The 25,928-nt window shown below is 63.5% G+C and carries 24 protein-coding genes; 12 read left to right on the top strand and 12 right to left on the bottom strand.

What is annotated here, in order from left to right:
• Positions 1 to 169: 169 nt before the first annotated feature.
• Together KUW17_RS10740 and KUW17_RS10735 are read right to left on the bottom strand one after the other, a co-directional pair.
• On the bottom strand, positions 170 to 349 hold the full coding sequence (locus KUW17_RS10740; RefSeq protein ID WP_222478884.1) for a Flp family type IVb pilin: 180 nt from the start codon (positions 347 to 349) through the stop codon (positions 170 to 172).
• 245 nt (positions 350 to 594) lie between these two features.
• Positions 595 to 1,290: a GntR family transcriptional regulator gene (locus tag KUW17_RS10735; RefSeq protein ID WP_222478882.1), complete on the bottom strand. Its 696-nt coding sequence runs from the start codon at positions 1,288 to 1,290 to the stop codon at positions 595 to 597.
• A gap of 134 nt (positions 1,291 to 1,424) precedes the next feature.
• Between KUW17_RS10735 and KUW17_RS10730 the strand changes: the two genes are divergently transcribed.
• Both KUW17_RS10730 and KUW17_RS10725 read left to right on the top strand, forming a co-directional pair.
• The gene (locus tag KUW17_RS10730) at positions 1,425 to 2,123 is read left to right on the top strand and encodes an aspartate/glutamate racemase family protein (RefSeq protein WP_222478880.1); all 699 of its coding nucleotides are present in this window, start codon (positions 1,425 to 1,427) and stop codon (positions 2,121 to 2,123) included.
• A 22-nt stretch (positions 2,124 to 2,145) separates the two neighbouring features.
• Complete coding sequence (locus tag KUW17_RS10725) at positions 2,146 to 3,513, top strand: NCS1 family transporter (protein WP_261397156.1); 1,368 nt, start codon at positions 2,146 to 2,148, stop codon at positions 3,511 to 3,513.
• Between the two features lie 72 nt (positions 3,514 to 3,585).
• Here KUW17_RS10725 and KUW17_RS10720 read toward each other — a convergent pair whose 3' ends face one another.
• The 4 genes from KUW17_RS10720 to KUW17_RS10705 form a co-directional block, all read right to left on the bottom strand.
• On the bottom strand, positions 3,586 to 4,932 hold the full coding sequence (locus tag KUW17_RS10720; protein WP_222478878.1) for an aspartate aminotransferase family protein: 1,347 nt from the start codon (positions 4,930 to 4,932) through the stop codon (positions 3,586 to 3,588).
• A 78-nt stretch (positions 4,933 to 5,010) separates the two neighbouring features.
• Positions 5,011 to 6,459 (bottom strand): phosphonoacetaldehyde dehydrogenase, encoded by a 1,449-nt coding sequence (phnY, locus tag KUW17_RS10715; protein ID WP_222478876.1) that lies wholly within the window; start codon positions 6,457 to 6,459, stop codon positions 5,011 to 5,013.
• 17 nt (positions 6,460 to 6,476) lie between these two features.
• Positions 6,477 to 7,721: a phosphonoacetate hydrolase gene (gene phnA / locus KUW17_RS10710; RefSeq protein WP_222478874.1), complete on the bottom strand. Its 1,245-nt coding sequence runs from the start codon at positions 7,719 to 7,721 to the stop codon at positions 6,477 to 6,479.
• 20 nt (positions 7,722 to 7,741) lie between these two features.
• Positions 7,742 to 8,929, bottom strand: a complete 1,188-nt coding sequence (locus KUW17_RS10705; RefSeq protein ID WP_222478872.1) for a 2-aminoethylphosphonate--pyruvate transaminase — start codon at positions 8,927 to 8,929, stop codon at positions 7,742 to 7,744.
• A 116-nt stretch (positions 8,930 to 9,045) separates the two neighbouring features.
• Here KUW17_RS10705 and KUW17_RS10700 point away from each other — a divergent pair, with 116 nt between their 5' ends.
• From KUW17_RS10700 to KUW17_RS10665, 8 genes are all read left to right on the top strand, one after another.
• Complete coding sequence (locus tag KUW17_RS10700) at positions 9,046 to 9,951, top strand: LysR substrate-binding domain-containing protein (protein WP_222478870.1); 906 nt, start codon at positions 9,046 to 9,048, stop codon at positions 9,949 to 9,951.
• 193 nt (positions 9,952 to 10,144) lie between these two features.
• On the top strand, positions 10,145 to 12,859 hold the full coding sequence (locus KUW17_RS10695) for an EAL domain-containing protein (RefSeq protein WP_222478868.1): 2,715 nt from the start codon (positions 10,145 to 10,147) through the stop codon (positions 12,857 to 12,859).
• A 146-nt stretch (positions 12,860 to 13,005) separates the two neighbouring features.
• On the top strand, positions 13,006 to 13,899 hold the full coding sequence (locus KUW17_RS10690; RefSeq protein ID WP_222478866.1) for a protoglobin domain-containing protein: 894 nt from the start codon (positions 13,006 to 13,008) through the stop codon (positions 13,897 to 13,899).
• A gap of 1 nt (position 13,900) precedes the next feature.
• Positions 13,901 to 14,257: an STAS domain-containing protein gene (locus KUW17_RS10685; protein WP_222478864.1), complete on the top strand. Its 357-nt coding sequence runs from the start codon at positions 13,901 to 13,903 to the stop codon at positions 14,255 to 14,257.
• A gap of 74 nt (positions 14,258 to 14,331) precedes the next feature.
• A complete protein-coding gene (locus KUW17_RS10680; RefSeq protein WP_261397155.1) occupies positions 14,332 to 14,670 on the top strand; it encodes an anti-sigma regulatory factor in 339 nt (112 codons plus the stop codon).
• The gene (locus KUW17_RS10675) at positions 14,661 to 15,308 is read left to right on the top strand and encodes a SpoIIE family protein phosphatase (RefSeq protein ID WP_222478860.1); all 648 of its coding nucleotides are present in this window, start codon (positions 14,661 to 14,663) and stop codon (positions 15,306 to 15,308) included. Before KUW17_RS10680 ends, KUW17_RS10675 begins: the two co-directional genes overlap by 10 nt.
• On the top strand, positions 15,305 to 16,549 hold the full coding sequence (locus KUW17_RS10670) for a sensor histidine kinase (protein WP_222478858.1): 1,245 nt from the start codon (positions 15,305 to 15,307) through the stop codon (positions 16,547 to 16,549). Before KUW17_RS10675 ends, KUW17_RS10670 begins: the two co-directional genes overlap by 4 nt.
• A gap of 1 nt (position 16,550) precedes the next feature.
• Complete coding sequence (locus KUW17_RS10665; RefSeq protein ID WP_222478856.1) at positions 16,551 to 16,952, top strand: response regulator; 402 nt, start codon at positions 16,551 to 16,553, stop codon at positions 16,950 to 16,952.
• A gap of 133 nt (positions 16,953 to 17,085) precedes the next feature.
• Here the strand turns inward: KUW17_RS10665 and KUW17_RS10660 are convergent, their stop codons facing one another.
• The 3 genes from KUW17_RS10660 to KUW17_RS10650 form a co-directional block, all read right to left on the bottom strand.
• Positions 17,086 to 18,051, bottom strand: coding sequence for a methylenetetrahydrofolate reductase (locus KUW17_RS10660; RefSeq protein ID WP_222478854.1), 966 nt, complete (start codon positions 18,049 to 18,051; stop codon positions 17,086 to 17,088).
• A complete protein-coding gene (locus KUW17_RS10655; protein WP_222478852.1) occupies positions 18,048 to 18,620 on the bottom strand; it encodes a methylenetetrahydrofolate reductase C-terminal domain-containing protein in 573 nt (190 codons plus the stop codon). Before KUW17_RS10655 ends, KUW17_RS10660 begins: the two co-directional genes overlap by 4 nt.
• Before the next feature lie 463 nt (positions 18,621 to 19,083).
• A complete protein-coding gene (locus KUW17_RS10650; RefSeq protein WP_222478850.1) occupies positions 19,084 to 21,381 on the bottom strand; it encodes an adenosylcobalamin-dependent ribonucleoside-diphosphate reductase in 2,298 nt (765 codons plus the stop codon).
• Positions 21,382 to 21,575: 194 nt separating this feature from the next.
• On the opposite strand from KUW17_RS10650, the gene KUW17_RS10645 reads away from it, so the two are divergent.
• Entirely contained in the window at positions 21,576 to 22,007 is a 432-nt protein-coding gene (locus tag KUW17_RS10645; protein WP_222478848.1) for a DUF1489 family protein, read from the top strand.
• A 228-nt stretch (positions 22,008 to 22,235) separates the two neighbouring features.
• Here the strand turns inward: KUW17_RS10645 and hisG are convergent, their stop codons facing one another.
• The 3 genes from hisG to hisS are packed head-to-tail and all read right to left on the bottom strand — an operon-like array spanning position 22,236 to position 25,509.
• Entirely contained in the window at positions 22,236 to 22,934 is a 699-nt protein-coding gene (gene hisG / locus KUW17_RS10640; RefSeq protein ID WP_222478846.1) for an ATP phosphoribosyltransferase, read from the bottom strand.
• Positions 22,934 to 24,019, bottom strand: coding sequence for an ATP phosphoribosyltransferase regulatory subunit (locus KUW17_RS10635; RefSeq protein ID WP_222478844.1), 1,086 nt, complete (start codon positions 24,017 to 24,019; stop codon positions 22,934 to 22,936). The genes hisG and KUW17_RS10635 overlap by 1 nt, the downstream gene beginning before the upstream one ends.
• 2 nt (positions 24,020 to 24,021) lie before the next feature.
• The gene (hisS, locus tag KUW17_RS10630) at positions 24,022 to 25,509 is read right to left on the bottom strand and encodes a histidine--tRNA ligase (protein ID WP_222478842.1); all 1,488 of its coding nucleotides are present in this window, start codon (positions 25,507 to 25,509) and stop codon (positions 24,022 to 24,024) included.
• A 197-nt stretch (positions 25,510 to 25,706) separates the two neighbouring features.
• On the opposite strand from hisS, the gene KUW17_RS10625 reads away from it, so the two are divergent.
• Complete coding sequence (locus KUW17_RS10625; protein ID WP_222478840.1) at positions 25,707 to 25,901, top strand: SlyX family protein; 195 nt, start codon at positions 25,707 to 25,709, stop codon at positions 25,899 to 25,901.
• Positions 25,902 to 25,928: the final 27 nt, after the last annotated feature.

The raw sequence follows: 25,928 nt of genomic DNA, 5'->3' as shown, positions 1-25,928 counted from the left end.
GCTTGTGCCGCAGAAAGACGGTCCCGGCTGTTCTTTGACTAAAGAGTCCGCAGGCTTCTGCTTCCTGCTCAGCTTGTTGCCGCCACGTAACAATGCAGCGTTGGGTGTGCAGGTTCCGCTCCCCCTAGCGGAACCTGCACCGCAGGCTTCCCTGCGAGCCCAACCGAAATCAGTTTGGCATCGCAGTGCCAGCCACACCCATGGCAGTCGTAATTTCGACACCGAGGGCGGCCAATGCACCAGTGCCGACAGCCACGGCAAGCGCAATGGCAATGCCGTATTCCACCAGTGTCACGCCGCGCTCGTCGCGGCGCAGCTTAGCCAGCATCATGTTCAGATATGCAGTCATGTCAGTCTCCCATCAGATAAGTGCCGGCAGTCCGGCGGTTCAGGCGGTCGCGGCGCCGATTGGCACCGGCCTGCATTGACTCTACCGGGCGCCGGAAGTGCGGCGCATCGGCCTAGGAGGCCAGAAACACACGTTAAGGATGTAATATTTCCCGCTGACCGGCCGTTCGTGGGTCCGTCGGCACGCGCTGGTGCGTGCGGCATCAGGGAGAAGATTGGGCCGCACCCGCGGCCTGGGCGCCCGGCTTACTTGGCCGGCGGTGTGCGGCGCGGCACCATCAGCTGTTCCTGCAGGCTCATCGGCGCGGCGGGCGGCTCGTCGAAGTTCAGACCCGCCTCCAGATGGCGCAGGTGCTCGTCGGCCAGTTGCACGAGATTTTCGGTATCGCCGGCCTCCAGCGCATCGACGATCCGGTCATGCTCATCCTCGGCGCAGGAGGAGCTGCCGGTGGGCGAATAAAGCCCCAGGATCAGCGTGCTGCGCATGGTCAGCTCCGACAGGAAACGCTCCAGCACCAGATTGCCGGCGATTTGCGCAATCCGCATGTGGAACTGGCGCGAGGCGCGCAGCTCCGCCGGTTTGTCGCCCGCCTTGCGGGCCTCGGCTTCCTCCAGGATGTTGTCCCGCAGAAAGGCGATGTCGTCCGCCGAGGCCTGCCCCGAGGCATGGCGCGCAATGGTGCGCTCAATCGCGCGGCGGGCCTGGAAGATGTCGCGCGCCTCCTTGGGCGAGGGCGTCATCACAAAGGCGCCGCGGTTCGGACGCAGCTCCACCACCTGCTGCGCTGCCAGCGAGGCCAGCGCCCGGCGCACATTGGCGCGGTTGCAGGAAAACAGATCGCTCAGCGCCTGCTCGCCCAGCTTGGTGCCCGCCGGCAGCCGCTGTTCGGCAATCGCATCGAGAATCGCATTCACGATCTGATCTTCGGGAGAATCCTTCATGGAGCCTCAAAAAAGTTTTCCTGCGCCGCCGCAACTTAAGGGCCGTCAAGGCGCTTGGCAATGGCGCCGCGGCCCGTTCGGCTTGACGTGTTATCAAATATTGTTAACAATAAATGACAACAAAGGAGGAGCGCATGAAAATCCTGGTCGTCAATCCCAACTCGACCGAGTCGATGACGCGGAAGATCGTCGCGGCAGCGGAAGCCGCAGCCAGCCCCGGTGTCACCATCCTGGGCGCAACGGCAGCGGGTGCGCCTGTCAGTATCGAGGGCCATTTCGACGAGGCGATGTCGCTGCCCGGCCTGCTGGCGCAGGTCGCCGCGGGTGAGGAGCAGGGCGTGGACGGCATCGTCGTCGCCTGTTTCGACGATCCCGGCATCGGCGCCTGCCGCGAGCTGGCGACCGGCCCGGTGCTGGGCATCTGCGAAGCGGCGGTGAAGGCGGCCAGCATGCTGGCAACCTCCTTCACCGTGGTCACCACCCTGCCCCGCGCAGTGCCGGTGATCGAGCATCTGGTCCACGGCTACGGCCTCAGCCGCCAGTGCCGCCGGGTGCGCTCTGCCGCGATCCCGGTGCTGGCTCTGGAGGAAGAAGGGCCGGACGCGCGCCAGAAGATCCGCGCCGAGATCCTGCGCGCCATCGAGGAGGACCATTGCGAGGCAGTGGTGCTGGGCTGTGCCGGAATGGCCGATCTCACCCAATGGCTCAGCCGGGAGACAGGCATTCCCGTCATCGACGGGGTCAGCGCGGCAACGCGGATGATCGAAGCACTGGCGGGCTGCGGCCTGAAGACCAGCAAGATCAACGCCTATGCACGCCCCAACCGGAAATAATGGTATCGTCAGGGAGGACAACATGACCATGAACGCAGAACTGGAAGCCGCCGCAACCGGCGGCGTCATAGAGGACCACAGCAGCAAGGGGATCGGGGAGGAGAGCCTTGCACCGCAGGAAACCCGGATCATGGATCCGTGGTCCTACCTGTTTGCCTGGCTGGGCGGCTGCGTGTCGATCGGCACCTTCACCATCGGCTCCGGCCTGGTGGGCACGCTGAACCTGCTGCAGACCTTTGTTGCCATCGCCATCGGCTGCACCGTGATCGGCCTTGCGTTGATGATCAACGGCCAGGCCGGCCACAAATACGGCATCCCCTTCATGGTGCAGGCGCGCTCCGCTTTCGGCTTTGCCGGCACCCGCCTGCCCGCGCTGGTGCGGTCTGTTCCGGCTATCGTCTGGTTCGGCTTCCAGAGTTGGATCGGCGCCGGGGCGCTGAACCTCGTCTCCGACACGCTGTTTGGCTACGACAACATCGTGGTGTTCTTCATCGGCTTCCAGCTCTTGCAGATCGGCCTGTCGGTGCTGGGCTTCCACGGCATCAAATGGCTGGAGAACATCGGCTCCGTCTTCATCATCGGCTCGCTGGTCTACATGTTCTTCAGCGTGATCAGCAAATACGGCGATGAGATTTCGGCCAATCTGGTCAATGTCGAAGGCACCTGGGGCGCACCTTTCTGGGGAGCCACCATGCTGTTCCTGGGCATCTACAGCACCATGATGCTGAACGTGTCGGACTACTCGCGCGAGCTGCGCCATAACGTCGGTCCGTTCCGCCAGGTGGCAATCTATGCCAACTCGATCCTGCCCGCGACACTGTTCATGGGGCTGATCGGCCTGATGGTCTCCGGCGCCACTGGCGAGGTCGACCCGATCAAGGTGTTCTCCAGCGCCGTCGACAACAAGCCGCTGCTGGTCATCACCCTGCTGTTCATCGCCTTTGCCCAGGTCACCACCAACATCCTGAACAACGTGGTGCCGCCAGCCTATGCGTTGATGGATATCTTCAAGATCAAGTTCAGGACCTCTGCGGTGATCGTCGGCCTGCTGGCCTTCGCCACCTTCCCCTGGGAGCTGGTCAAGGATGAATCCGCCGCCGGCCTCAGCCTGTTCATCCAGACCTATTCCGCCTTCCTGGGCCCGATCTTTGCGATCCTGGTGGTGGACTACTTTGTCCTGCGCAGGCAGGAGCTGGACCTAGACAAGCTTTATGACGAGACCGGCCCCTACCAAGGTGTGAACTGGGCCGCGGTGATTGCCATGGGCATCGGGGTTGCAGCGGCGCTGATCTTCTCCGGCATCTCCTGGTACGCCAGCCTGCTGCCCGCCGGTGTGTCCTACTACCTGCTGATGCAGCACCTGCCGGCCGCCAAGAGGTTCCTGGACTGACAGCAGGGCGACATCACCAGAGAAAAGCCCCGCCATCGGCGGGGCTTTATTAATTTGCGGCGGAGTGCCGGATCAGGCAGCCGCTTTCACTGCGGCAATCACGATATCCAGTGCCCGGTCCAGATCTTCGCGGGAAATGGTCAGAGGCGGCGACAGGGTCAGGACACTGCCCTGGCTGATCTTGTAGCTGAGGCCGGCCTCAAGGCAGGCATAATAGATCTGCTCTGCCTTGGCGATGCCGGGCGCCATGGTCTGGCGGTCCTCGACAATCTCCACCCCGAACATCAGCCCGCGGCCGCGGATGTCACCCACAACCGGTACCTGGCCCAGTGCGTCGCGCAACCGCTCCAGCGCGTGGCGGCCCATTTCGGCAGAGCGTTCCACCAGCCCTTCTTCTTCGAGGATCTGCAGCGTGGTCAGGGCGGCACGGGCCGTGACCGGGTTTTTTTCATGCGTGTAGTGTCCGATGGCAAAGTCGCCGCAGACATCCAGATCGCGCCGCGCCACGCAGGCGGCGATGGGCAGGATGCCGCCGCCCAGAGATTTGCCGAGTGTCACGATGTCCGGCACGATCCCGTCATGCTGGAAGGAGAACATCTGCCCGGTCTTGCCCAGCCCGGTGGGGATCTCATCCAGGATCAGCAGCACCCCGTGGCGGTCGCAGATCTCGCGCACCGATTTCCAGAACCCCGGCGGCGGCACATTGGGGACCGCGCGCATCGCCTCTGCGATAAAGGCGCAATAGTCGCCGTCACGGCCCAGCACATAGTCGATCATCCGGGCGCAGGCTTCGGCGCTGGCCTCCAGCGACTTGTGGCCATAGGCGCAGTTCGACGGGCTGAACGGGGCCACATGCTCCGTCCCCGGCAGCAAGGGGCCTGCGATATGGCTGCGGAAGGTGGCCTCGCCCCCGACCGAAGCGGCGCCGAAACCCGCGCCGTGAAACGCATCCCAGAAACTGAGTGTCTTGAACCGCCCGGTGGCGGCGCGGGCGATCTTCAGCGCCACCTCATTGGCGTCGGAACCGCCGGTGGTGAACAGGGTCTTGCCAAGATCACCGGGGGTGATCGCCGCCAGTTTCTCTGCCAGTTCCACTGCCGGTTCATTGGTGAAGCGGCGCGGCGCAAACGGCAGATCATCCAGCTGCTGCTTGATCGCGGCGACCAGCTTGGGGTGGCCATAACCCAGATGATGCACCGAGTTGCCGTGGAAATCCATGTAGCGGCGGCCATCCATGTCCTCGATCCAGATGCCTTCGGCCTTGGCGATGGTGCTGACGCAGGGGCTGGACAGGCTCTGGTGCAGGAAGGCGTCCGCGTCCCGTTCCAGCAGCGGCGCGGAATTGGGGCCGATGGATGTCTTCAGCCAGGCCTTGCGGGCCTCGGATGTGTTGGATTCACCTTCCGTATGGACGAGCATGTGCCGCCTCCGTTCAAGGGTCAAAGAAGAAAGCAAAAAAGGCCGGGGCCAGGTGGAGCCAGCCCCGGCGGGCCGGAGTTATTCCGGCCAGGGGAGTGAGTAGGTCTTCACGTTGGTGAAGAATTTCATCGCCTCGATCACACCTTCCTTGACCCCGTTTCCGCTGTCCTTGATGCCGCCGAAGGGGGACATCTCGATCCGGTAGCCAGGCTGCTCCCAGATGTTGCATGTGCCCACGTCCAGCCCGTTGATATAGGCAATTGCCCGGTTCAGGTCGTTGGTGCAGACGCCGGAGGACAGACCGAACTCAGTGGAATTGGAGATCTTCATCACCTCCGCATCATCATCCGGCACCCGGACGATGGGCACGATCGGGCCAAAGGTCTCCTCCATCACCAGCTCGCTGTTGTGCGGCACCTTGTCGACCACGATGGGCGGCAGCAGCGCCCCTTGGCGGCCAGGGTGATAAAGGATCTCGGCACCCTCGGCCTCAGCCATGTAGACACGCTTCTCGAACAGCTCCGCCGCCTTGTCGTGGATGACGCAGCCCAACTCGGTTTCCGGGTCCTGCGGGTCGCCGAATTTGATCGCTCGGGCCTTCTCCAGCACCATCGGCACGAAGCGCTCCGCGACGCTTTCCTGCACCAAGATGCGCTTGATCGCGGTGCAGCGCTGGCCGGAGTTGCCGGTGGCGCCCGCAACCGCAATGGCGGCCGCCTTTTCCAGATCGGCATCCGAAAGATCATTCAGCACGATCAGCGGATCGTTACCGCCCAGTTCCAGCGCCTGCCGCTTGTAGACGCCCTTCTCGGCAATCATCTTGCCCACCGGCACGCCGCCGGTGAAGGTGATGATGTCGATGTTTTCATTGGTGATCATCTCGTCGCCAATGTCCTTGGGCCAGCCGGTCACCACCTGGAACATCTCCGGCGGCAGGCCTGCCTCATACAGAATGTCGGCCAGCGCGATGCAGGTCAGCGGCGTCAGTTCCGTCGGCTTGCAGACCATGCAGTTGTTGGTGGCAATCGCGGGCGCGATCTTGTGGCTAACCATGTTCAAAGGATGATTGAACGGGGTGATCGCCGAGATCGCCTTAACCGGCTCGCGCTTGGTGAAGATCTTGCGCGCCTTGCCGTTGTGCGTCAGGTCGCAGGAGAAGATCTCGCCATCGTCCTTCAGCGCCTCGGCAGCGGCAAATTGATAGACGTCCTGGGCGCGCTTGGTCTCATAGATCGCGTGCTGGTGGCAGATGCCCAGCTCCAGCGTCAGCCATTTGGCCAGCCACTCGCGCTTCTCGCCGATCAGTTCCCCTGCCCGCTGCAGGATCTGGCTGCGTTCATAGCGGGTGAGCTTGGGCGTGTAGTTCGCGGCAATCTCAAACGCCTTGCGGGCGTGTTCTGCCTGGCCTGCCGGCACATGGCCCACCACCTCGTTGGTGTAGGGGTAGAGAACCGGCACGGTCTCCTCGGTAAAGACTACCTCGCCGCCGATGCGCATGCCCTCGTTGCGGATTTCGATATCGCTCATCACCTGATCCTTCATGGTTACAGCGCCGCCGCCTGCGCCGCATAGAAAAACGCATCGAAATTGCGCAGCACCGGGCGCTCCGGCAGCGGCAGGACGCGGTTGCAGATGAAGGGTACCTCCTGTTCGGTCAGCCCGCCATGGCTGCGCAGCGGTTCGTTCAACGCAGCCAGGTCATGGCGGTGCTCCGAGGTGCCGATGCAGATGTTCTCGCTGGAAACCATGATGATGTCGCCGATGCGGTCGGCAGGCAGTTCGAACCTGGCCACCGCCTCCTCGCGGGTCAGCACATCGGTGATCGCGTCATAACCCGCCAGCTTCTCCATGATTTCAGCCCGGTCCGCGCCTTCGGGCAGATAGCAGGTGGCAAAGGAGCCGAGCGCGCCGTGGTGCACCACATAGGGGTCAGTGATCGGCAGGATCACCCGCACCTGGCCCTCGCCCAGCCATTCATCCATCAGGTCCTGAACATAGATCACGCTGGGGGAGCCGTCGGCATGGTGCTTGGGCTTCATGCCGTGGTCGGCAGTCACCACGATGGCGGCGCCCAGAGCATCCAGCTCCGTCAGGTACTTGTCGAACATCTCATAGAAGGCCTTGGCCTCCGCCTGATCAGGGCTGTACTTGTGCTGCACATAGTCGGTGGTGGTCAGATACATCACATCCGGCGCCCATTCCTTCAGCAACTTCACCCCGGCGGCAAAGACAAATTCGCTCAGCTCTGCCGAATAGACCTCGGGCTGCGCCATGCCCAGCCACTCAGATGCCTTCTCCTGTCCGTGCTCGGCGGCTGTCGAGGTATCCGATTTTTCGGCAGAGAAGCATTTGGCGCGGTCGTCGCCAAACTTCAGGCCTGCGCCCAAGAGCGCCCGCAGCTTGTCCTTGGCGGTGACCACGGCCACCCGCGCGCCGGCGTCATAGAAGGCCTTGAACACAGTCGGCGCGCGCAGGAAGCGCACGTCGTTCATCATCACCTCTTCGCCGGTGTCCGGGTCGATCAGATAGTTGCCGCAGATCCCGTGCACCACCGGCGGGCGGCCGGTAGCAATCGACAGGTTGTTAGGGTTGGTGAAGGAGGGCACCACCGAATGCGCCAGCCGGTCGGTGCCTTCCGCGCGCATCCGCTTGAGCGTGGGCATCAGACCGTCGGCAATTGCCTTGTCCAGATACTCCGGCTCGCAGCCGTCCAGGCAAATGGCAATCGCGCAGGTCTTGGGCACCTCATAGGCGCGGCCGTTTGCAACGACGGGGGATTGAATGGTCATATCTTAAAGTCCTCTATGTCTCAGGCGGCCAGTTTGGCGCGTTCTTCCAGCGCCGCAGCGGGCGGGGCCGCACTGGCGACGCCCATTTCGGCAAGCGTTTCGCTGGCGGCAGTCACAACCTGCCGCATCACATGTTCATCCATCTGCCCGATGCAGCCGACACGGAAACTGTCCACAACGGTCAGCTTGCCCGGGTAGATGATAAAGCCCTTCTCCTTCATCAGGTCGTAGAAGCGGCCGAACACAAAGTTCCTGTCAGCAGGGCAAAAGAATGTGACAATGATGGGCGACAGCCAGCGGTTCTGCAGCAGGGTCTCGAACCCCAGCTCGCGCATGCCAGCAACCATCACGTCACGGTTGCGGGTGTAGCGGGCGCCGCGCCCCTCGACGCCGCCTTCAGCCTCATGCGCCTTCAACGCTTCCAGGAAGGCCGCAACCACATGGGTCGGCGGGGTGAACCGCCATTGCCCGGTCTTTTCCATATGCGCCCATTGCGCATGCACATCCAGGGACAGCGAATGGCTGTTGCCCTTGGCTGCTTCAAGTTCCTCTTTGCGGGCGATGACAAAGCCAAAGCCCGGCACCCCTTCGATGCATTTGTTGGCCGAGGAAACCATAGCCTCGTAGCGGATCTGCGAGGGTTTCAGTTCAATGGCGCCAAACGCTGACATCGAGTCGATCAGGAGCTTGCGGTCCGCGGCGTAAACAGCCTCGGAAATCTCCTCCACCGGGTTCAGGATGCCCGAAGAGGTCTCGCAGTGAATGGCGACCACATGGGTGATCGCAGGATCGTCTGCCAGGATCTGCGCCACCTCTTGCCCGCGCGGCGGCAGGTAGTCGCCCTTGTCCAGCAGCCGATAGGCACGGCCCAGGTATTGCAGCGTCTGCGCCGAGCGCAGGCCATAGGCGCCGTTGGCCAGCACCAGCGCCTTGCCGTCGCGCGGAATGAAAGACGCCAGCATCGCCTCCACCGCAAAGCTGCCGGAGCCCTGCATCGGCACGCAGTCGAACTCTGCGGCGCCTTCGCCCAGCAGCGCCAGCAAGCGGCAGCGCATGTCGCTGGTCATGGCACGGAAGTCGTCGTCCCAGCTGCCCCAGTCCCGCAGCATCGCCTGTTTGACCTCGTACGAGGTGGTCAGCGGCCCGGGGGTCAGAAGGTAAGGTTCGCCCAGAAAAGGCGGGTCAATCTGCGGTGCGGAAGCGGTCATTGCCTGTCTCCAATGCATGGTTCGAGAGCATGATTGCGCCAGCCCCGTTCATATGTAAAATTGCAAAAAACAATTCAGTAATAGGTGCAGCCTATACAAAACCGCAGGGACGGATTATGCGCCATTCACAGCTAAAGGCTTTTCACCATGTGGCCCTTCTGGGCGGATTTTCCCGCGCCGCCGAGGCGCTGCACCTGACCCAGCCTGCGGTTTCGGAACAGGTGCGCAAACTGGAACAGGACCACGACGTTCTGCTGTTCCGGCGCGAGAAGAAACGGGTGTTCCTGACCAGCGCGGGCGAGGAACTGCTGCAGTTCACCAAGCAGTATTTCGAAGTGGAAACGCAGATCGAGGACTACCTGACGGCGACCCGCGCCGCGGTTGAGGGTGAACTGCGGATCATCGCGGATTCGGCCCAGCACATGACCGGCTTCCTGGGGCCGTTCCAGAAACGCTACCCGAATGTCGTGATTTCACTGCGCGCCGGCAATACCGGCGAAATCATCGACGAGCTGCGTGCCTACAACGCGGAAATCGGTGTTGCCGGCAGCCTGTCCCCGGGCAAAGATATGAGCGTTCTGAACCTGGGCGCCACCGGCATCGTCGCCTTTGCGGCCCGCGGCCTGCTGATGGCCTCTCAGAAAACCCTGTCGTTCCAGGAACTGGCGCAGCTGCCGCTGGTGTTCCGCGAGGAAGGCTCCAAGACCCGAGAAAAGGTGGAGATGGCCGCCCGCGAGCAGGGCGTCCGGCTGAAGCCCGCGATTGTCGCCGAAGGCCGGGAAGCGGTGCGCGAGCTTGTCGCCTCGGGCGCGGGCATCGGCTTCGTTTCGCAGGCCGAGTTCGGCCACGATGACCGCCTTGTCAAATACAGCCTGCGCGATGCCAGCCTGACGATGAGCGAAAGCATCATCTACCTCACCCAGCGCCGCGACGTCCGGGTGATCCGCGCCTTCATGGACTTTGCCAGGGGCATTCAGGCGGAGAAAGACGCCGCCAGGGATGCTGTGCAGGCGGGGAAATAGCCAAAATTTCAACGCGGTCCTTGCGGCGTCCGGGGCGTTCAGCAGCGCCGGTGGACAAGTGATCATCGGCACAGCAAGTCCGCGTGCCGGAGTATGACCAGCGGACACACCTGCCCGGTGGAAACGAAATTTTGACGTTTGCAATTAATTATACCACCTGTGGCTGCAATTTTTGCAATTTATGAGTGATTACATGTCTCAGATCGATGCTGCCTGGGTGCTCCTTTCCGCGCTTCTGGTCCTTGTGCTCCAGTCCGGCTTCCTGTGCCTGGAATCCGGCACGGTGCGTGCCAAGAACGCGGCCAACGTCGCACTGAAAAACCTGTCTGATGTCTGCGTCGTCAGCACCGCCTTCTGGCTGACCGGTTTCGGTCTGATGTTCGGGCCAAGCGCAGGCGGCCTGTTCGGCTCGGCCGGCTTCTTTCCCCCGCTGGACAATTCCGCGGGCCATTCGGCGGCCATCTTCCTGTTCCAGATGGCTTTTGCCTCCACCGCGGCAACCATTGTCTCCGGCGCCGTTGCAGAGCGGGAAAGGTTTCTGGGTTATATGGCCATGTCGGTCATGCTCGGCGCATTCATTTACCCGGTTGCCGGACATTGGATCTGGAACGAGGCCGGATGGCTGCGGCAGCTGGGCTTCATCGACTTCGCCGGCGCAACCGTGGTGCACAGCGTCGGCGGCTGGACGGCGCTTGTGGCGGTCCTCTTTCTGGGACCGCGGCTTGGCCGCTACGGGCCGAAGAAACGGTTCTTTGAAGAAAACTCTATCTCCCTGTCTGCGCTTGGCGGCCTGTTGCTGTGGGTTGGCTGGGGAGCCTTCAACGGCGGCTCGGCGCTGGCTTTCAATGCTGAAGCCGGCCCGATCATTGCCCGCACCATGCTGTCGGCAGCCGGTGCCGGCATCACCAGCATTTCCATTGGCCTGCTGCTGTTCGGCCATGTCCGGGCGGAAATTCTGATCAACGGCTTCCTGGGCGGGCTGGTCGCGGGAACAGCCGGGATTCACCTGGTGACCGGTCCCGCCGCATTTCTGATCGGCGTTGCGGGCTCGCTCACGGTCATCATCTCGCGCGACATTCTGGATGCGCTGAAGATCGACGATGTTGTCGGTGCTATACCGGTCCATCTGGCAGCCGGGTTGCTCGGCACGCTGGCTGTGGCCTTCAGCGTGCCGTTTGATGCGCTGCCTGCCGGGGACCGCCTGGCGCAGCTGGGCGTTCAGGCGCTCGGCGCATTTGCAGTCGGCGCATGGGTGATTGCGTGCACGGTTCCCCTGGCTCTTGTTCTGAAAGCCTCCGGGCTGCTGCGCGCGCGCCCCAGGGATGAGGTCAGAGGGCTGAACCTTGCCGAAAACAACCAGCGCAACGCGCTTCTGGAATTGCTCGAGGAGATGAAGCGGCATCAAAGGTCGGGCCTGTTCAGCAACCGGGTGCGGGTAGAACGGTCCACCGATCTGGGCGCCCTTGCCTTCCGCTACAACCGGGTTCTCGACCGGGTAGAGGACGAGATTGCCCTGCGCATGGACGCGATCCGCAAGGAGCGGATGAGCCGCGAACTGGCCGAGGAGGCCTTTGAAGCCATGCGCGAAGCGCAGGAGGAAAGCGCCTGGTCTGCCCGGCACGACAAGCTCACCGGACTCGGCAACCGCAAGTACCTAGAGGAAATCGCCTCTGCCCCCGCTGAGGAAATGCGGCCCTGCACGCTGGTGATCGCCCTGGATCTGGACCGTTTCAAAGACGTCAACGATACCTATGGCCACGAGGCCGGGGATCTCATCCTGGTTGCAGCTGCGCAGCGCCTGGAGGAAAGGATCCGCGCGGGGCGGGACTTTGCGTTCCGGATCGGCGGCGATGAGTTCATTGTGCTGCTGGAGTTTTCAGAGGGAGAAGCCGCGGCGCAGGAATACTGCTCGGACATGCTGTTCCACTTGCTGCAGCCGGTGAGCTACAAGGATGTGGAACTGCAAGTCGGCGCCTCCATAGGTTTTGCCCTTGCAGAGGAAGGCGAACCGCTGGCCGACACCCTGCGCCGGGCCGATTTGGCGCTTTATGCCTCCAAGGATGACGGGCGCTCCTGCGTCAGCGCCTACTCCCCTACCATCGGGTCCGCGCATGACGAGAAGATGGACCTGATCCGCGACTTCAAATCAGCCTTGGCAAACGATGAGATCGAAGTGCTGTTCCAGCCGCAGATCGACGGCAGAACGGGCGCGCTGGCAGGCTGCGAGGCGCTGGCGCGCTGGAACCATCCGGACCGCGGCATTCTCCGCCCCGATCTGTTTTTGCCGATCGCAATCGAGGTGAACCTGCTGGCGGATCTCGACCGGCGGGTGCTGGACCTGGCGCTGGCAGCCTATTGGGAATTCGCCCGCAACGGCATCGGCTTGCCCAGCATCTCGGTAAATGTCTCGGCGGCGCGGCTGTCTCACCCCAGCCTGATCGAAGAACTGAAACTGCGCCAGGACATCCCGCAGCAGGGCCTGGCCTTCGAGCTTCTGGAAACAGTGTTCCTCGACCATGTCAGCGAGGACTACGGCAAGCAGATCCAGGCGCTGAAGGAGTTGGGGATCAGCATTGAAATCGATGACTTCGGCACCGGGCACGCCAGCATCGCAGGCGTGCTGGCCCTGAAACCGGACCGGCTGAAGATCGACCGCATGTTCACATCAAAGATCGACCAGAAACCGGCCCGCCGCGACCTCATGCGCGGGCTGATCGAAATGGCGGCAAGCGCGGGCGCCAAGGCGGTTGTGGAAGGGGTGGAAACCGCGGCGGAGGCGGAGGTCCTGGCCGAGCTAGGCGCGGATTTCCTGCAAGGATACGCCTTTGGCCACCCGATGGACCAGGAGGCGTTTCAGGTCTGGGCCCTGGCCTGGCAGAAAGAGCACCGGCCGCTGCGGGCCGGGTAGCCCGGGCGGCCCGGACGCTTCCGGCGTCGAAACCTGTTCAAGCTTATGATTTTACGGCAGTTTATCGGTTCAGCATGAAACATTTAACAATTCGTTAATCGTCCCGGCAGACACTTTCTGCAAACGTATACAGGCAAGAGGGCACCATGAACGAGGTCATTTCTTCGACGATCCAGTCACCGGGCGAAGGCTTGCGAGAGGTCTGGGGCTGGTTCGACGTCAGCCAGGATGACCGCGCGCGGGTGGCTGACCTCTCTCCGCTGATGGAGCAGAACATCGACGGTATTCTGCAGGACTACTACAGCCGCGACGGCGGCTACGACCACCCCAGCGACGAGAATACCTCGGGCAGCATGCAGGAGGTCCGCGCGCAGCAGCGGCGCCACCTCCTCGAACTGTTCGATGCCGGTCTTGATCAGAAATACTTCGAAGGCCGCGAAGCCGCGGGCATCTTCAACGAAAGCTACGGCATCTCTCCCAGCTTTTACATGGGACTTTATACCTATGCCATCAACCGGGTCTGCGAGCTGGTGCAGGACAGCTGCGAGGACGCAGCGGAGGCCCAGACGGTGCAGCGATCGCTGCGCAAGACGGCGGCCTGCCACCAGGCCCTGACGATGGAGGCGTTTTCCACCGCCCGCACCGAAGCCATCGAGCAGCGCGAGCGGCAGCTGAGCGAATTGCCGACACCGGTGCTGCGGCTGCAGGAGGGCCTGCTGCTGGTTCCGGTTGTCGGCACCCTAGACAGCCACCGCTCCCGGCTGCTGACCATTCAGATCCTCGATGCCATCCGGGATCAGAGCGCACGGGCGGTCGTGCTCGACATCACCGGCGTTGCCGCGGTGGACAGCATGGTGGCAAACCACCTGATCCAGACCATGACCGCAACCCGGTTGATGGGCGCCTATTCGGTTCTGACCGGCATCAGTTCCGAGGTGGCCCAGGCGCTGGTCAAAATCGGCGTGACCGGCGAGGCGCTGAACCCCGCGGGCGATCTGGAACGCGGTGTCGCCACCGCGCGCAAGCTGCTGGAGACCTGACGTGGGCCGCCGTGTGCCCATCGTCAGCCAGGGCGACCTGCTGATCGCATCCGTTCAGGAGGAGCTGTCGGACAGCGACATTCTGGACATGCAGACCCGCATCCTGGAGGAAGTCTCCCGCCTGTCGGCGACCCGGGTCATTCTGGATGTCAGCCTGCTGGATGTCATCGACAGCTTCGGCACCCGGATGCTCTGCGATATCGCGGCATCGGTATCCCTGCGCGGCGCCAGAATGGCGATTGTCGGCATCCAGCCCGAAATCGCCATGGCCATGGTGCTTCTTGGATTGACGCTGGAAGACGTCCCCACAGCCCAAAATCTCGATCACGGTATCGCCCTCCTGCGTGAACGCGCATGAACCAGCTGGCCCCCAATCCCGCCGCGCTTCTCCAGCGGGTAAAGCTTGACAGTGATGTCGTCGCTGCGCGCCAGATGGCCCGCCAGTTGGCCGTCGAGCTGGAATTCTCCAGGCCGGATCAGGCGCTGGTGGCAACGGCTGTCTCCGAACTGGCCCGCAATATCGTGAAATACGCGCAAGACGGGGACATCGAAATCTGCGCAGTGACCAGCGGGCCCCGGGTCGGGATCAGGGTCACCGCGCGTGATCAGGGCCCCGGGCTGGAGGACATCGACCTGGCGATGCAGGACGGGTTCTCCACCGGCAACAGCCTGGGCCTCGGCCTGCCGGGGACGCGGCGGATTGTGGATGAATTCGATATCAGTTCAGCCCCCGGCAAGGGGCTGACAGTAACGGTGACGAAATGGCGGTAAGAACGGATTGCGGCAGCATATCCCTTGGTGCGGAGGGGGCATGGCTGGACTGGAGCGCCGCGCAGGCTGCAAAGACGGCCGGCGCCAAATGCGGCGACGGGTATCTTTTCCGGATAGTTGACGGCAAGCTGCTGGTGGCGCTGGCAGACGGCACCGGCAGCGGGGCGGAAGCGCATGAAACGGCGAACGCCTGCCTGCACGTGCTGTCGGTGGCGCAAGCGGCCCCTCTGCCGGAGCTTTTTGAAGCCGCCGGCCAAAGCCTGCGCGGCACCCGCGGCGCCGCCCTGGCTCTGGCGCTGATAGATCCCAGTGACGGCACTGTAGACTGGGCGGCGCTGGGGGATGTTGACGGAGTCATCCGGCCGCTGCCGCCGTGCCAGGACCAAAGCACCGGCATCCTGCAAACCGGCGGCATGCTCGGGATGAAGGTTTCCCGTATCTACACGCAGCGGCAGGCGTTCCCCCCGGGTCACCTGATAGTGCTGGCCTCAGACGGTATCTCACGCCGCTTCCGAGAAATGCCGCCCCCTGCGCAGATGCCGCTGCAGGAATATGTCGCCGCCTGCATGGAGGCTTACGGCAAGCCCCACGACGACCGCACGGTGCTGGCCATCGCACACCGGCAGAGGCGCCAGTGACCGGCGTGGCCCGGGATACCTCCAGGGACGCAATGGTGCAGGCGGCGCAGCGGTACCAGGAGGCGTTGCTGACGTACATCAACAGCGGCGAGGCGGACCAGGGCGGCGAAGCCTACGACGTCACCCGGCTCCAGGCCGCCCTCATGGCCTATGCCGGCAGCGGCGACGTAACGCAGCTGGGCGAAGCCTATGAGACCGCGCGCCTGGCCCTTCAGGCCAAGGTGCCGCTGTCGGATTTCAGCCTGTTCCACTTCGCGGTCTTGCGCGACTGCCTGGACGCGGACGGCAGGGCCGCCGAAAGCCTGGACAGGGTGGAGGATTTCTTTCTGCAGGGGATGGCCGTTTATGACATGGCGCTGCGTGGCTATGTCAGCAGCATGAGCAATCTGACCAAGGAAATCGCCGAGCGCCGCCGGGTCGAGCAGGAGCTGCGCGACATCACCTTCGAACTGGCGCGCCAGCGCGACGAGCTGGATCAGAAGGTGAAGAAGCGCACGGCGGAGATCCGCACCCGCGCCGAGGAACTGGAGATCAAGAACCGCCAGCTGACACAGACCAACCAGGAGCAGTCCAACTTCAGCTATGCGCTGTCCCATGACCTCAAGACACCGATAAACACCATCCACTGCTTTCTGGAGGTTCTGCTGGAAGATCACGGCACCGGTCTGAAACCGGAGGCCCGGGAGCTGATCGGCGACCTGATCGGCACCGCCGGGCGGATGCGCCAGCTTGTCGATGACGTGCTGGACTATTCCAAAGTGGTCAAGCACCAGTTCACCCCGGAACCGGTCGATCTGGACGACATGGTCCGCCTGATCCTCAAGGATATGGGACCGCTCGTCACCAGCAGCGGCGCCAGGATTGTTGTGGGCCCCATGCCGGTCATCCGCGGCAGCCCGTTCCAGATGCGGGTGCTGCTGACCAATCTGCTGTCCAACGCGCTGAAATACATCCCCGGGGGCAAGGCGGCACAAGTGCGTGTCGCCTGCGGTCCGGCCGCGCAGCCGGGCAAGGTGCGCATTTCGGTGACCGACAACGGGCTGGGAATACCGGATGCGATGCAATCCAGGGTTTTCGACCTGTTCAAACGCCTGCACCGCCACGACGAATTCCCCGGCTCCGGCATCGGGCTGGCGTTGTGCAAGCGGGTGGCCGAAAACCACGGTGCTTCGATCAGCCTCACGTCCGAGCCCGGCAAGGGTACCACGTTCAGCGTCGATCTCGAATTGCAGGAGACCTAGCATGGCCAGCAGCAAAACCGTCTACGTCATTGATGACGAACGGATGGACCGGAAATATGCCAAGCGGATCATCGACAAGTCGCAGCTGTTCGGCGGGGTGGAGCTATTCGAAGGCCCTGAAGCCGCGCTGGCGCATATTCAGGACGGCGGCCCGAAACCGGATCTGATTTTTCTCGACATCAATATGCCGCCGATCACCGGCTTCGAGTTCCTCGAGATGTACGGACGCGAGATCCAGCAGCTGGACCCGGTGCCCGCTGTGGTGATCGTCAGCACCACAGTCAATCCTGCGGATCTGGAACGCGCAGAAAACTTCCCGCTGATACGGGACTTTCTCTGCAAGCCGCTGACGCTGGAGCACGTCGCAGACTCGGCGGCGCTGCTTGATGGACGGGCTGGCTGACGCAGAAAGACCGGCCGGCAAATCATGGAAAGCCCCAAATTCAACAAGCAGAACTGCGGTCCGGCCTCTCCCGTCAGCGGGGCCGCCTTAAACAGCCACCCTTCGCCTGCAGAGTGGTTCAGCTCTGCTACAATTATCTCTTGCGGGCCGCCAGAATCCCCGACTCCCGTATGATCTCAGAGACCTCGTGCTCCTTCCGGTAGGCCATTACATGCACCCCGGACACACCGGCGATCTCGCGCATCTGCTGGATCAGCTCGATACAGATTCTCTTGCCTTCCTGTCCGGGTTTTTCAGCTTTCTCCATACGGTCGATGACCGCATCGGGAATATGGATTCCCGGCACATTCGAGCGCATCCACCGCGCCGCCCGTGCCGACGCCAGCGGGCCGACACCGGCAAGGATGTAAACCTTCTCGTCCAGTCCCAGGTCCCGCACCCGTGCCATGAACTTTTCGAACAGGGGAACGTCGTAGATGTAGTTGGTCTGGATGTATTCAGCCCCCGCCTCCACTTTCTTGGCCAGCCGTTCCGGGCGCCATTCATGGGGCGGAATGCAGGGGTTCTCAGCCGCCCCCAGAAACAGCAGCGGCGGGTTATTGATGGTGCGGCCGGACAGGAACTTGCGCTCATCCCGCATTGTCCTGATGGTCCGCAGCAACGACAGTGAATCGAAATCGAAGACCGGCTTTGCCCCCGGCTGGTCCCCCACTCCGACCCCATCCCCGGTCAGGCACAGAACATTGCTAACCCCCATGGCCGCCGCCCCCAGCACGTCGCCCTGAATGGCGATGCGGTTCCGGTCCCGGCAGGAGATCTGGTAGACAGGGGAATACCCCGCCCGGGTCAGCAGCGCGCTGATTCCGATTGAGGACATATGGCAGTTGGCGCCCGAGGCATCCGTCGCATTGATTGCGTCGGCAACCTCGCCGAGCGGGCGCGCGGCATCATAGACATCCGCAGGGTCGGCGCTGTCGGGCGGGTTCAGCTCCGCAGTGATGGCAAAGCGGCCGGAGCGCAGCACCCGTTCCAGCCGGCTGTGCGAAACATGGCCTTCGGGCGGCGCCGAGTAGGGCTGGGGCAAAGCATGATCCATCATTTATTACCCTTCTGGGCCTGGGCGGGCTCTTCTGCCAGCGGCGCGGCAGAAGGTTCGTTCTTGCGCGCGTCAGGAAAGGCATCCGCGATTGCCGTACGGCGTTTCTCCCGGGCTTCACGCAGATGGGCCGCTTTCTCGCGGCTCACCCGCAGCCAGGAAGAGGACCCTTCGAGGTTGCGCTCTACCGGCGGCAGCACCGTTGAAATCTGCCCGCCCCCTTTCATCCGCGAGGCACCATCCCAGGCCAGCGCCCAGACACATTTCATTTCCGGTTTGACTTCGCAAAATCCGCCCGGCCTCACCCCGCCGCAGGGGCCGTTGCGCAGCTGCTTGGGGCAGTTCATCGGGCAGGACATGCCGGTCGATGACAGCACGCACTGCCCGCACATCTTGCAGTCGAACAGCACGGTCTTGACGCATTTCTCCACAAAGGCGATGGGGCGTTCGACCCGGTCATACCCGATCCTTGCCAGAACCGGATCCAGCGCGATCATGGCCTTCTCCACGCGTTTGTAGATCCACTCAAAGCTGCGCGAATGGCGAATAGCAAACAGGCGAATCCTGTACAACGTGCCCCCCTTTCTCCATCCACTTACAAGGTATTATTCTACGGCTGCGTTGATCTTGAAATAGTCTTCGCGCCCCCGGTCTCCATGTTTTCGGCTGCATGCGGTTTCCGGGCACCCACCGAACAGTTCGGTTGCGGCCTGGATGCGCCGTCAATCCAGCCTGGGCCGTGGCAACGGCCCTCGAACTGACTTAGCCCAGTCTGAATCAGCAGATTGCGCCCGGCCCGAGTGGAGACCATGAGAGTGGTTCATCTAATTGTTAGCGCATGACCAGCCTTGGGTCCATCATGCCGGTGGCAAACGGTTCCGGCGGGCGGCAGCTCCCTGCCGGAACCACCTGAACTACATAAAGAACAGGCCACCGGGGCTACTCCCGATGGCCCGCATTTGTTTTCACAATGGCCAGAAAACTATAGGCAATGGACTGGATTAGCTTTCACACACAGCCTGCCCGCCTGGCCTCTCAGCCGCACTTGGAATGGCCGCAGCTGCGGCAGGTCATGCAGCCTTCGACCATCTGCATGTCGAACTGGCCGCAGCTCGGGCAGGCTTTGCCGCGGGGCTGGTTCAGGTTCACCACCTGCGCCTGCGGGTCGGACTTCAGCCCCATGCCCTCGCCTTCCAGGAAACCGGTCTTGACCATATGGGTCTCGATCACGCCGCCGATCGCCGCCAGGATCGAGGGGATGTACTTGCCCTGCACCCAGGCGCCGCCGCGCGGATCGAACACCGCCTTCAGCTCCTCGACCACAAAGGACACATCGCCGCCGCGGCGGAACACGGCCGAGATCATCCGGGTCAGTGCCAGCGTCCAGGCGTAATGCTCCATGTTCTTGGAGTTGATGAACACCTCGAACGGACGGCGGTGGCCGTTGATGATGATGTCGTTGATGGTGAGGTAGATCGCGTGCTCGCTGTCCGGCCACTTCAGCTTGTAGGTATGGCCCTCCAGCGACTGCGGGCGGTCCAGCGGCTCGGACATATAGACGACTTCCGCCCCGTTCTCACCCACGTCGCTCTCGTGCGGCGCCTTGGCGGTCTCGCCCGGGGCGGTGTCGGCGCTCTCGCTCACCGACAGGACCGATCCGGTCACGTCGTTCGGCCGGTAGGTGGTGCAGCCCTTGCAGCCCTGATCCCAGGCCTGCATGTAGACGTCCTTGAAGTCGTCAAAGGAGATATCTTCCGGGCAGTTGATGGTCTTGGAGATCGAGGAGTCGATCCACTTCTGCGCCGCCGCCTGCATCTTGACGTGGGCCGCGGGGCTCAGCGTCTGGGCATTGACGAAGTAGTCAGGCAGCTTGGCGTCGGCGCCGAATTTCTCGCGGAACATCTGCACCGCGTAGTCGACCACCTCCTCCTCGGTGCGGCTGCCGTCCTTCTGCAGCACCTTGCGGGTGTAGGCATAGGCAAACACCGGCTCGATGCCCGAGGACACGTTGCCTGCATAGAGCGAGATGGTGCCGGTCGGCGCGATGGAGGTCAGCAGCGCGTTGCGGATGCCGTGCTCGCGGATGGCGTCGCGCACGTCCTCGTCCATGTTCAGCATGTTGCCGGAGTTCAGGTACTTCTCGGCGTCAAACAGCGGGAAGGCGCCTTTTTCCTTGGCCAGGTCCACCGACGCCAGATAGGCGGCGCGGGCGATCGCGTGCAGCCATTCGTCGGTTTGACGCGCCGCCTCGTCGGAGCCGTATTCCAACCCAAGCATCAGCAGAGCATCGGCGAGGCCGGTGACGCCCAGGCCGATCCGGCGCTTGTTCCTGGCTTCTTCCGCCTGCGCGGCCAGCGGAAACTTGGAGACATCAACCACGTTGTCCATCATCCGGACCGCGGTGGCGACCAGCTCCTGCATCGCGGACTGGTCCAGATGGGCGTCCTTCTCAAACGGGTTGGCCACCAGCCGCGCCATGTTGACCGAACCCAGCAGGCAGGCGCCGTAGGGCGGCAGCGGCTGCTCGCCGCAGGGGTTGGTGGCGCAGATGTTCTCAACGTAGTTGAGGTTGTTGGCCTTGTTGATGCGGTCGATGAAGATCACGCCCGGCTCGGCATAGTCATAGGTCGCCTGCATGATCTTGTTCCACAGGTCGCGCGCCTCGACGGTGTGATAGACCTTGCCGTCGAACTGCAGCTCCCAGGAGCCGTCGGATTTCACCGCTTCCATGAAGTCGTCGGTGACCAGCACCGACATGTTGAACATGCGCAGACGCGCCGGGTCGGATTTGGCGGTGATGAACTGCTCGATATCCGGATGGTCGCAGCGCATGGTCGCCATCATCGCGCCGCGGCGGGAGCCTGCGGACATGATGGTGCGGCACATCGCGTCCCACACATCCATGAAGCTGAGCGGGCCGGAGGCATCCGCCGCCACGCCTTTCACATCGGCGCCGCGCGGCCGGATGGTGGAGAAGTCATAACCGATGCCGCCGCCCTGCTGCATGGTCAGCGCCGCCTCTTTCAGCATGTCGAAGATGCCCGACATGCTGTCCGGCACGGTGCCCATCACAAAGCAGTTGAACAGGGTCACCTGGCGTGCGGTGCCGGCGCCAGCGGTGATGCGGCCCGCAGGCAGGTACTTGAAGTCCTCCAGCGCGCTGTAAAACTTCTCTTCCCACACTTCCGGCTTCTTTTCCGCCCGCGCCAGGTCGCGCGCGATGCGCCGCCAGGTGTCCTCGACGGTCACGTCGATCGGCGCGCCATCGGCCTGCTTGAAACGGTATTTCATATCCCAGATCTGCTCGGCGATTGGGGCGGCAAAGCGGCTCATGTGTCGGTCCTTTGAGTCGTTCGGGCTTCATGAAAACGGCTCCGCTGCGGCTGCTTTTTCAGGGCACCGTGGCGAATCCATTTTTTGTTCAGGCTTACTTGCAGCAAATGCGTGGAGAAACACAATACCTTGAAGTCAGCGATACGTAAACTACTATATACTGTCAAAGCTCTGGACGACTCTGTGGGGAAACTGTGGATAAGTGCGTGAATCTTGTGAAGCTTTCGGTCGGTACCGAAAGCGTCGACAGCCTGATGGCCTGGCAGGAGATGCGTCGCCGCGAGCTGCCCGAAGGCCTGCCCCGCCACGTCACCCGCATGTGGCCCAAGCGCGAGGCGGAGATTCTGAACGGCGGCTCGATCTACTGGGTGATCAAAGGGCTGATCCAATGCCGCCAGCGGGTGCTGCGGCTGGATGAGGTGACCGGAGAGGACGGCATTCGCCGCTGCGCCATCGTGCTGGACCCGGAACTGCACCGCACCCACACCGCGCCGAAACGCCCGTTCCAGGGCTGGCGCTACCTGAAGCCGGAGGAATCGCCCGCCGACCTGCCCGAAGGCAAGAGCCAGGAAGAACCGCTGCCGCCGGAGCTGTCGCAGGCGCTGGCCGAAATCGGAGTGATCTGAGGCTGACCGCACTCCCCCCGCGGCTAGCCTCGCCAGCGCCGGGCGTCAGCCCGGCGCCCGGCCCTACCAGGCTGGAGGCATCTGTGATGGCTCCAGCCCCGGGACGGGAGCACCCCGGCAGACGGTATGCATCCAGATAGAAGTGACGCTCTCCCGCCCTCTTTGCAGGCATCAAAGATGCCTCGAAGGCGTTCGGCCAAGCCCGCGCTGACGCGCGGGCAGCAGCGCTTACTTGCGGTGTTCCAGCAGGTCCAGCAGCGTGTTCAGCGCTGCCTTCTCGTTGGTGCCGTATTTCGCCACCCGGCTGCGCCACAGGGTGGCCTGCGACTTCAGCACCAGTCCGTCCCCCAGCAGCTTCAGGTGGTTGGCCCGCAGCGTTTCGCCGGTGGAGGTGATGTCGGCCACCATTTCGGCGGTCTCGTTCTTCACCGTGCCTTCGGTGGCGCCCTGGCTGTCGACCAGCTGGTAATCCGCAACCCCGGCATCGGTCAGGAACTCGCGCACCAGCCGGTGGTACTTGGTGGCGATCCGCAGCCGGTGCCCGTGCACCGCGCGAAAGGCCGAGGCCGCCGCATCCAGATCATCCAGCGTATCCACGTCGATCCAGCATTGCGGTACCGCCAGAACCAAGTCGGCATGGCCAAAGCCCAGCTCCGCCAGTTCCTCCACCTGCTGCTCGAACCGCGGCAGCTTCTCCTGCACCAGATCGGTGCCCGTGACACCCAGGTGAATGCGCCCCGCCGCCAGCTCGCGCGGGATCTCGCCCGCCGAAAGCAGCACCAGCTCCATGTTCGACACGCCTTCGACCGCGCCGGCATATTCCCGGTCGGAGCCCGTGCGCGACAGCGTCACGCCGCGCTTGGCGAACCAGTCAAAGGTCTTTTCCATCAGCCGCCCCTTGGACGGCACCCCCAGCTTCAAGGTCATCAGCGCACCTCCTCAAGCTGCAGCATCAGGTCCGGGCGCAGCACGCCGCCGACTGCCGGGATCTCCTCGCCCTCGCCCAGACGCCGGGTCAGCGCGTCATAGCGCCCGCCGCTGGCCACCGGCGGCAGATCGGGCCGTGCTTCGGCGTAGAAGCCAAAGACAAAGCCGTCGTAATACTCCATCGAGGTGCGCCCGTAGGCGGCCTCAAAATCGAGGTTCTCGACATCCACGCCGCGCGCCTTCATCGCCGCGGTGCGGGCATCCAGCCGGTCCAGCGCCGGGTTGATCTGCGGCAGGTCCACCGCGATGTCGCGCATCTGTTCGGTAGCAAATGGCACGGTTTCCCGCACCGCCATCAGCGCTTCCAGCGCCAGCAGCTCGTTTTCGGAAATCGGCGGTGCCTTCGCATCCTCGCGCAGCGCTTCAACCCGCGCCTGAACCTCTGCCGCGCGGCGCTTGCCGACCTCCACCGCCGAACCGGTCAGGTCACCCTCGGTTGACAGCAGCTTCTTGCGGCTCTCCGGCACCGGGGTGCGGCCGGCAAAGCGGTCCAGCAGGGAGCGGAAACGGCGCGGCCGCCAGATGTGGCGCATCAGCGCCGCCTTGCGCTTCTCGGTGGTGTTCAGCCCCTCGACCGCCGCCATCAGGATGCCGATGTCCCCGGTTGCCGCCCGCAGCGGCAGTCCGCGCACCTGCAGCGCAAACAGCGAAAACACTTCTGCGTCCGCGGCAGCGGCATCGTCGCGCTCGAACACCTCATAGCCGACCTGCAGGTATTCATTGGGCCGGTCCGGGTCCATCTCCTGACGCCGGAACACTTCGCCGGAGTAGGTATAGCGCGCAGGCTCGGCGCCGTGGCGCATATGCGCCTCCACCACCGGCACGGTAAAGTCCGGGCGCAGCATCTGCTCGCCGCGCAGCGCATCCGTGGTCACATAGGCGCGGGCGCGGATGTCCTCGCCGTAAAGATCCAGCAGAATGCCGGCTGGCTGCAGCAACGGCGTGTCCACCACCTGCGCACCCGCGGCCTCGAAGCGGACCCGAAGCTGTGCGGCGCGGGCCTGAATGTCAGAACGGAGCGCCATGATCAGCCCTGCCCGTCCAGGATTTCACGCACCTTGGCGACCAGCTCGCTGCGCGGCACTTCAAACTGGCTGGGGCGTTCCTTCCACTCTTCCAGGGTGGCGCTTTCAGCGATCTTGGCGCCCAGGATCAGATCCTTGATCTGCACCACGCCATTGGCTTTCTCGTCGCCGCCTTCAATCACCGCCACCGGCGAGTTCCGCTTGTCCGCGTATTTCAGCTGGTTGCCGAAGTTCTTGGGGTTGCCCAGATAGACCTCGGCCCGGATGCCCGCATTGCGCAGCTCCGCCACCATCGCCTGGTAATCCGCCATCCGGTCGCGGTCCATCACGGTAACGACCACCGGCCCGGTGGCCTCCGCCGACAGCCGCCCCTTGGCGTGCAGCGCCGCAAGCAGCCGGTCGACACCGACCGATACGCCCACCGCAGGCACTTCCTGTCCGGTGAAGCGCTTGACCAGCCCGTCATATCGGCCGCCGCCCGAGACCGAGCCGAACTGCCGCTTGCGGCCCTTCTCGTCCAGGATCTCAAAAGTCAGCTCTGCCTCGAACACCGGGCCGGTGTAATAGCCCAGCCCGCGCACCACTGAAGGGTCGATCTCGATCCGGTCCTTGCCATAACCGCCCGCGGCCAGCAGTTCGCCGATCTGCTCCAGCTCGGCAATGCCGTCCTGACCCACCTTGCTGTCGCCCACCGCAGCGCGCAGGTTGGCAATAGTGCCAGCCGCATCCGCCGCCTTGGAAGTCAGGAACGCCAGCACCGGCGCTGCCTGATCATCGCTGAGGCCCACACCGTCAATGAAAGCGCCGGAGGCATCCAGCCGCCCCTTGGTCAGCAGTTCGCGCACGCCGGCCTCGCCGACCTTGTCGAACTTGTCGATGGTGCGCAGCACGTCGTCGCGCTTGGCATCGCCGTCGCCCAGGCCCATCGCCTCCAGCACGCCGTTCAGCACCTTGCGGTTATTGACCCGCACCAGATAATCGCCGCGCGGAATGCCGACGGTCTCCAGCGTATCGGACAGCATCGCGCAGATCTCGGCGTCGGCGGCCATCGAGGCGGTGCCGACGGTGTCCGCATCGCACTGGTAGAACTGGCGGAACCGGCCCGGCCCCGGCTTCTCGTTGCGCCAGACCGGCCCCATCGCGTAGCGGCGGTAGGGGGTCGGCAGGTCATTGCGGTGCTGGGCATAGACCCGCGCCAGCGGCGCCGTCAGGTCATAACGCAGCGCCATCCACTCGCCGTTGCCGTCGTCCTCGGTCTCCTGCCAGGCGAACACGCCCTCGTTCGGGCGGTCCACGTCGGGCAGGAATTTGCCCAGCGCCTCAACGGTTTCCACCGCCGAACTCTCCAGCGCCTCGAACCCGTAATGATGATACACACCCGCGATGGCCCGCAGCATCTCGCTGCGCTGGGTCACCTCCGCACCGAAATAGTCACGGAACCCCTTCGGCGTCTGCGCCTTGGGGCGGGGCTGCTTCTTCACTTTGGCCATATCCGGCCTCCTCACGGGTAGCGGTTTCACTCGCCCGGCGGTCTAGCGGATGCCGCCCCGCGCGGCAAGGCTGCGCAGGGACATGCGCCTGCTTCCTTTTGCCCGAAATTCTCATCTTCAATATGCGCAAGGCTTGATGATGGACGCGCCGCGCCAAAGCGCCTATCTAAGCGCATCCGCAATCAAAGGTCTGAGCCATGCAGCATCTGGAAGAGCAAATCGCCCATCTGACCCGCAGCGTGGAGGAGATGAGCGACGTGATCGCCCGCCAGCAGCAGGAGATCGACCTGCTGACCCGCCGCGTCGCCATGCTGATGCAGCGCGAAGCTGAGCGCGAACAGGACGGCGGCGGCGGCGTTGTCTTGGGCGACGAACGCCCGCCGCATTACTGAAACCAGTTGCGAACGGGCCTGCGGCAG

The sequence above is a fragment of the Leisingera aquaemixtae genome, from assembly GCF_019801145.1.
In the GTDB taxonomy this organism is placed as follows: domain Bacteria; phylum Pseudomonadota; class Alphaproteobacteria; order Rhodobacterales; family Rhodobacteraceae; genus Leisingera; species Leisingera aquaemixtae_A.
The sequence above is the reverse complement of the archived record's forward strand: the minus strand, read 5'-3'. Positions and strand labels throughout refer to the sequence as shown.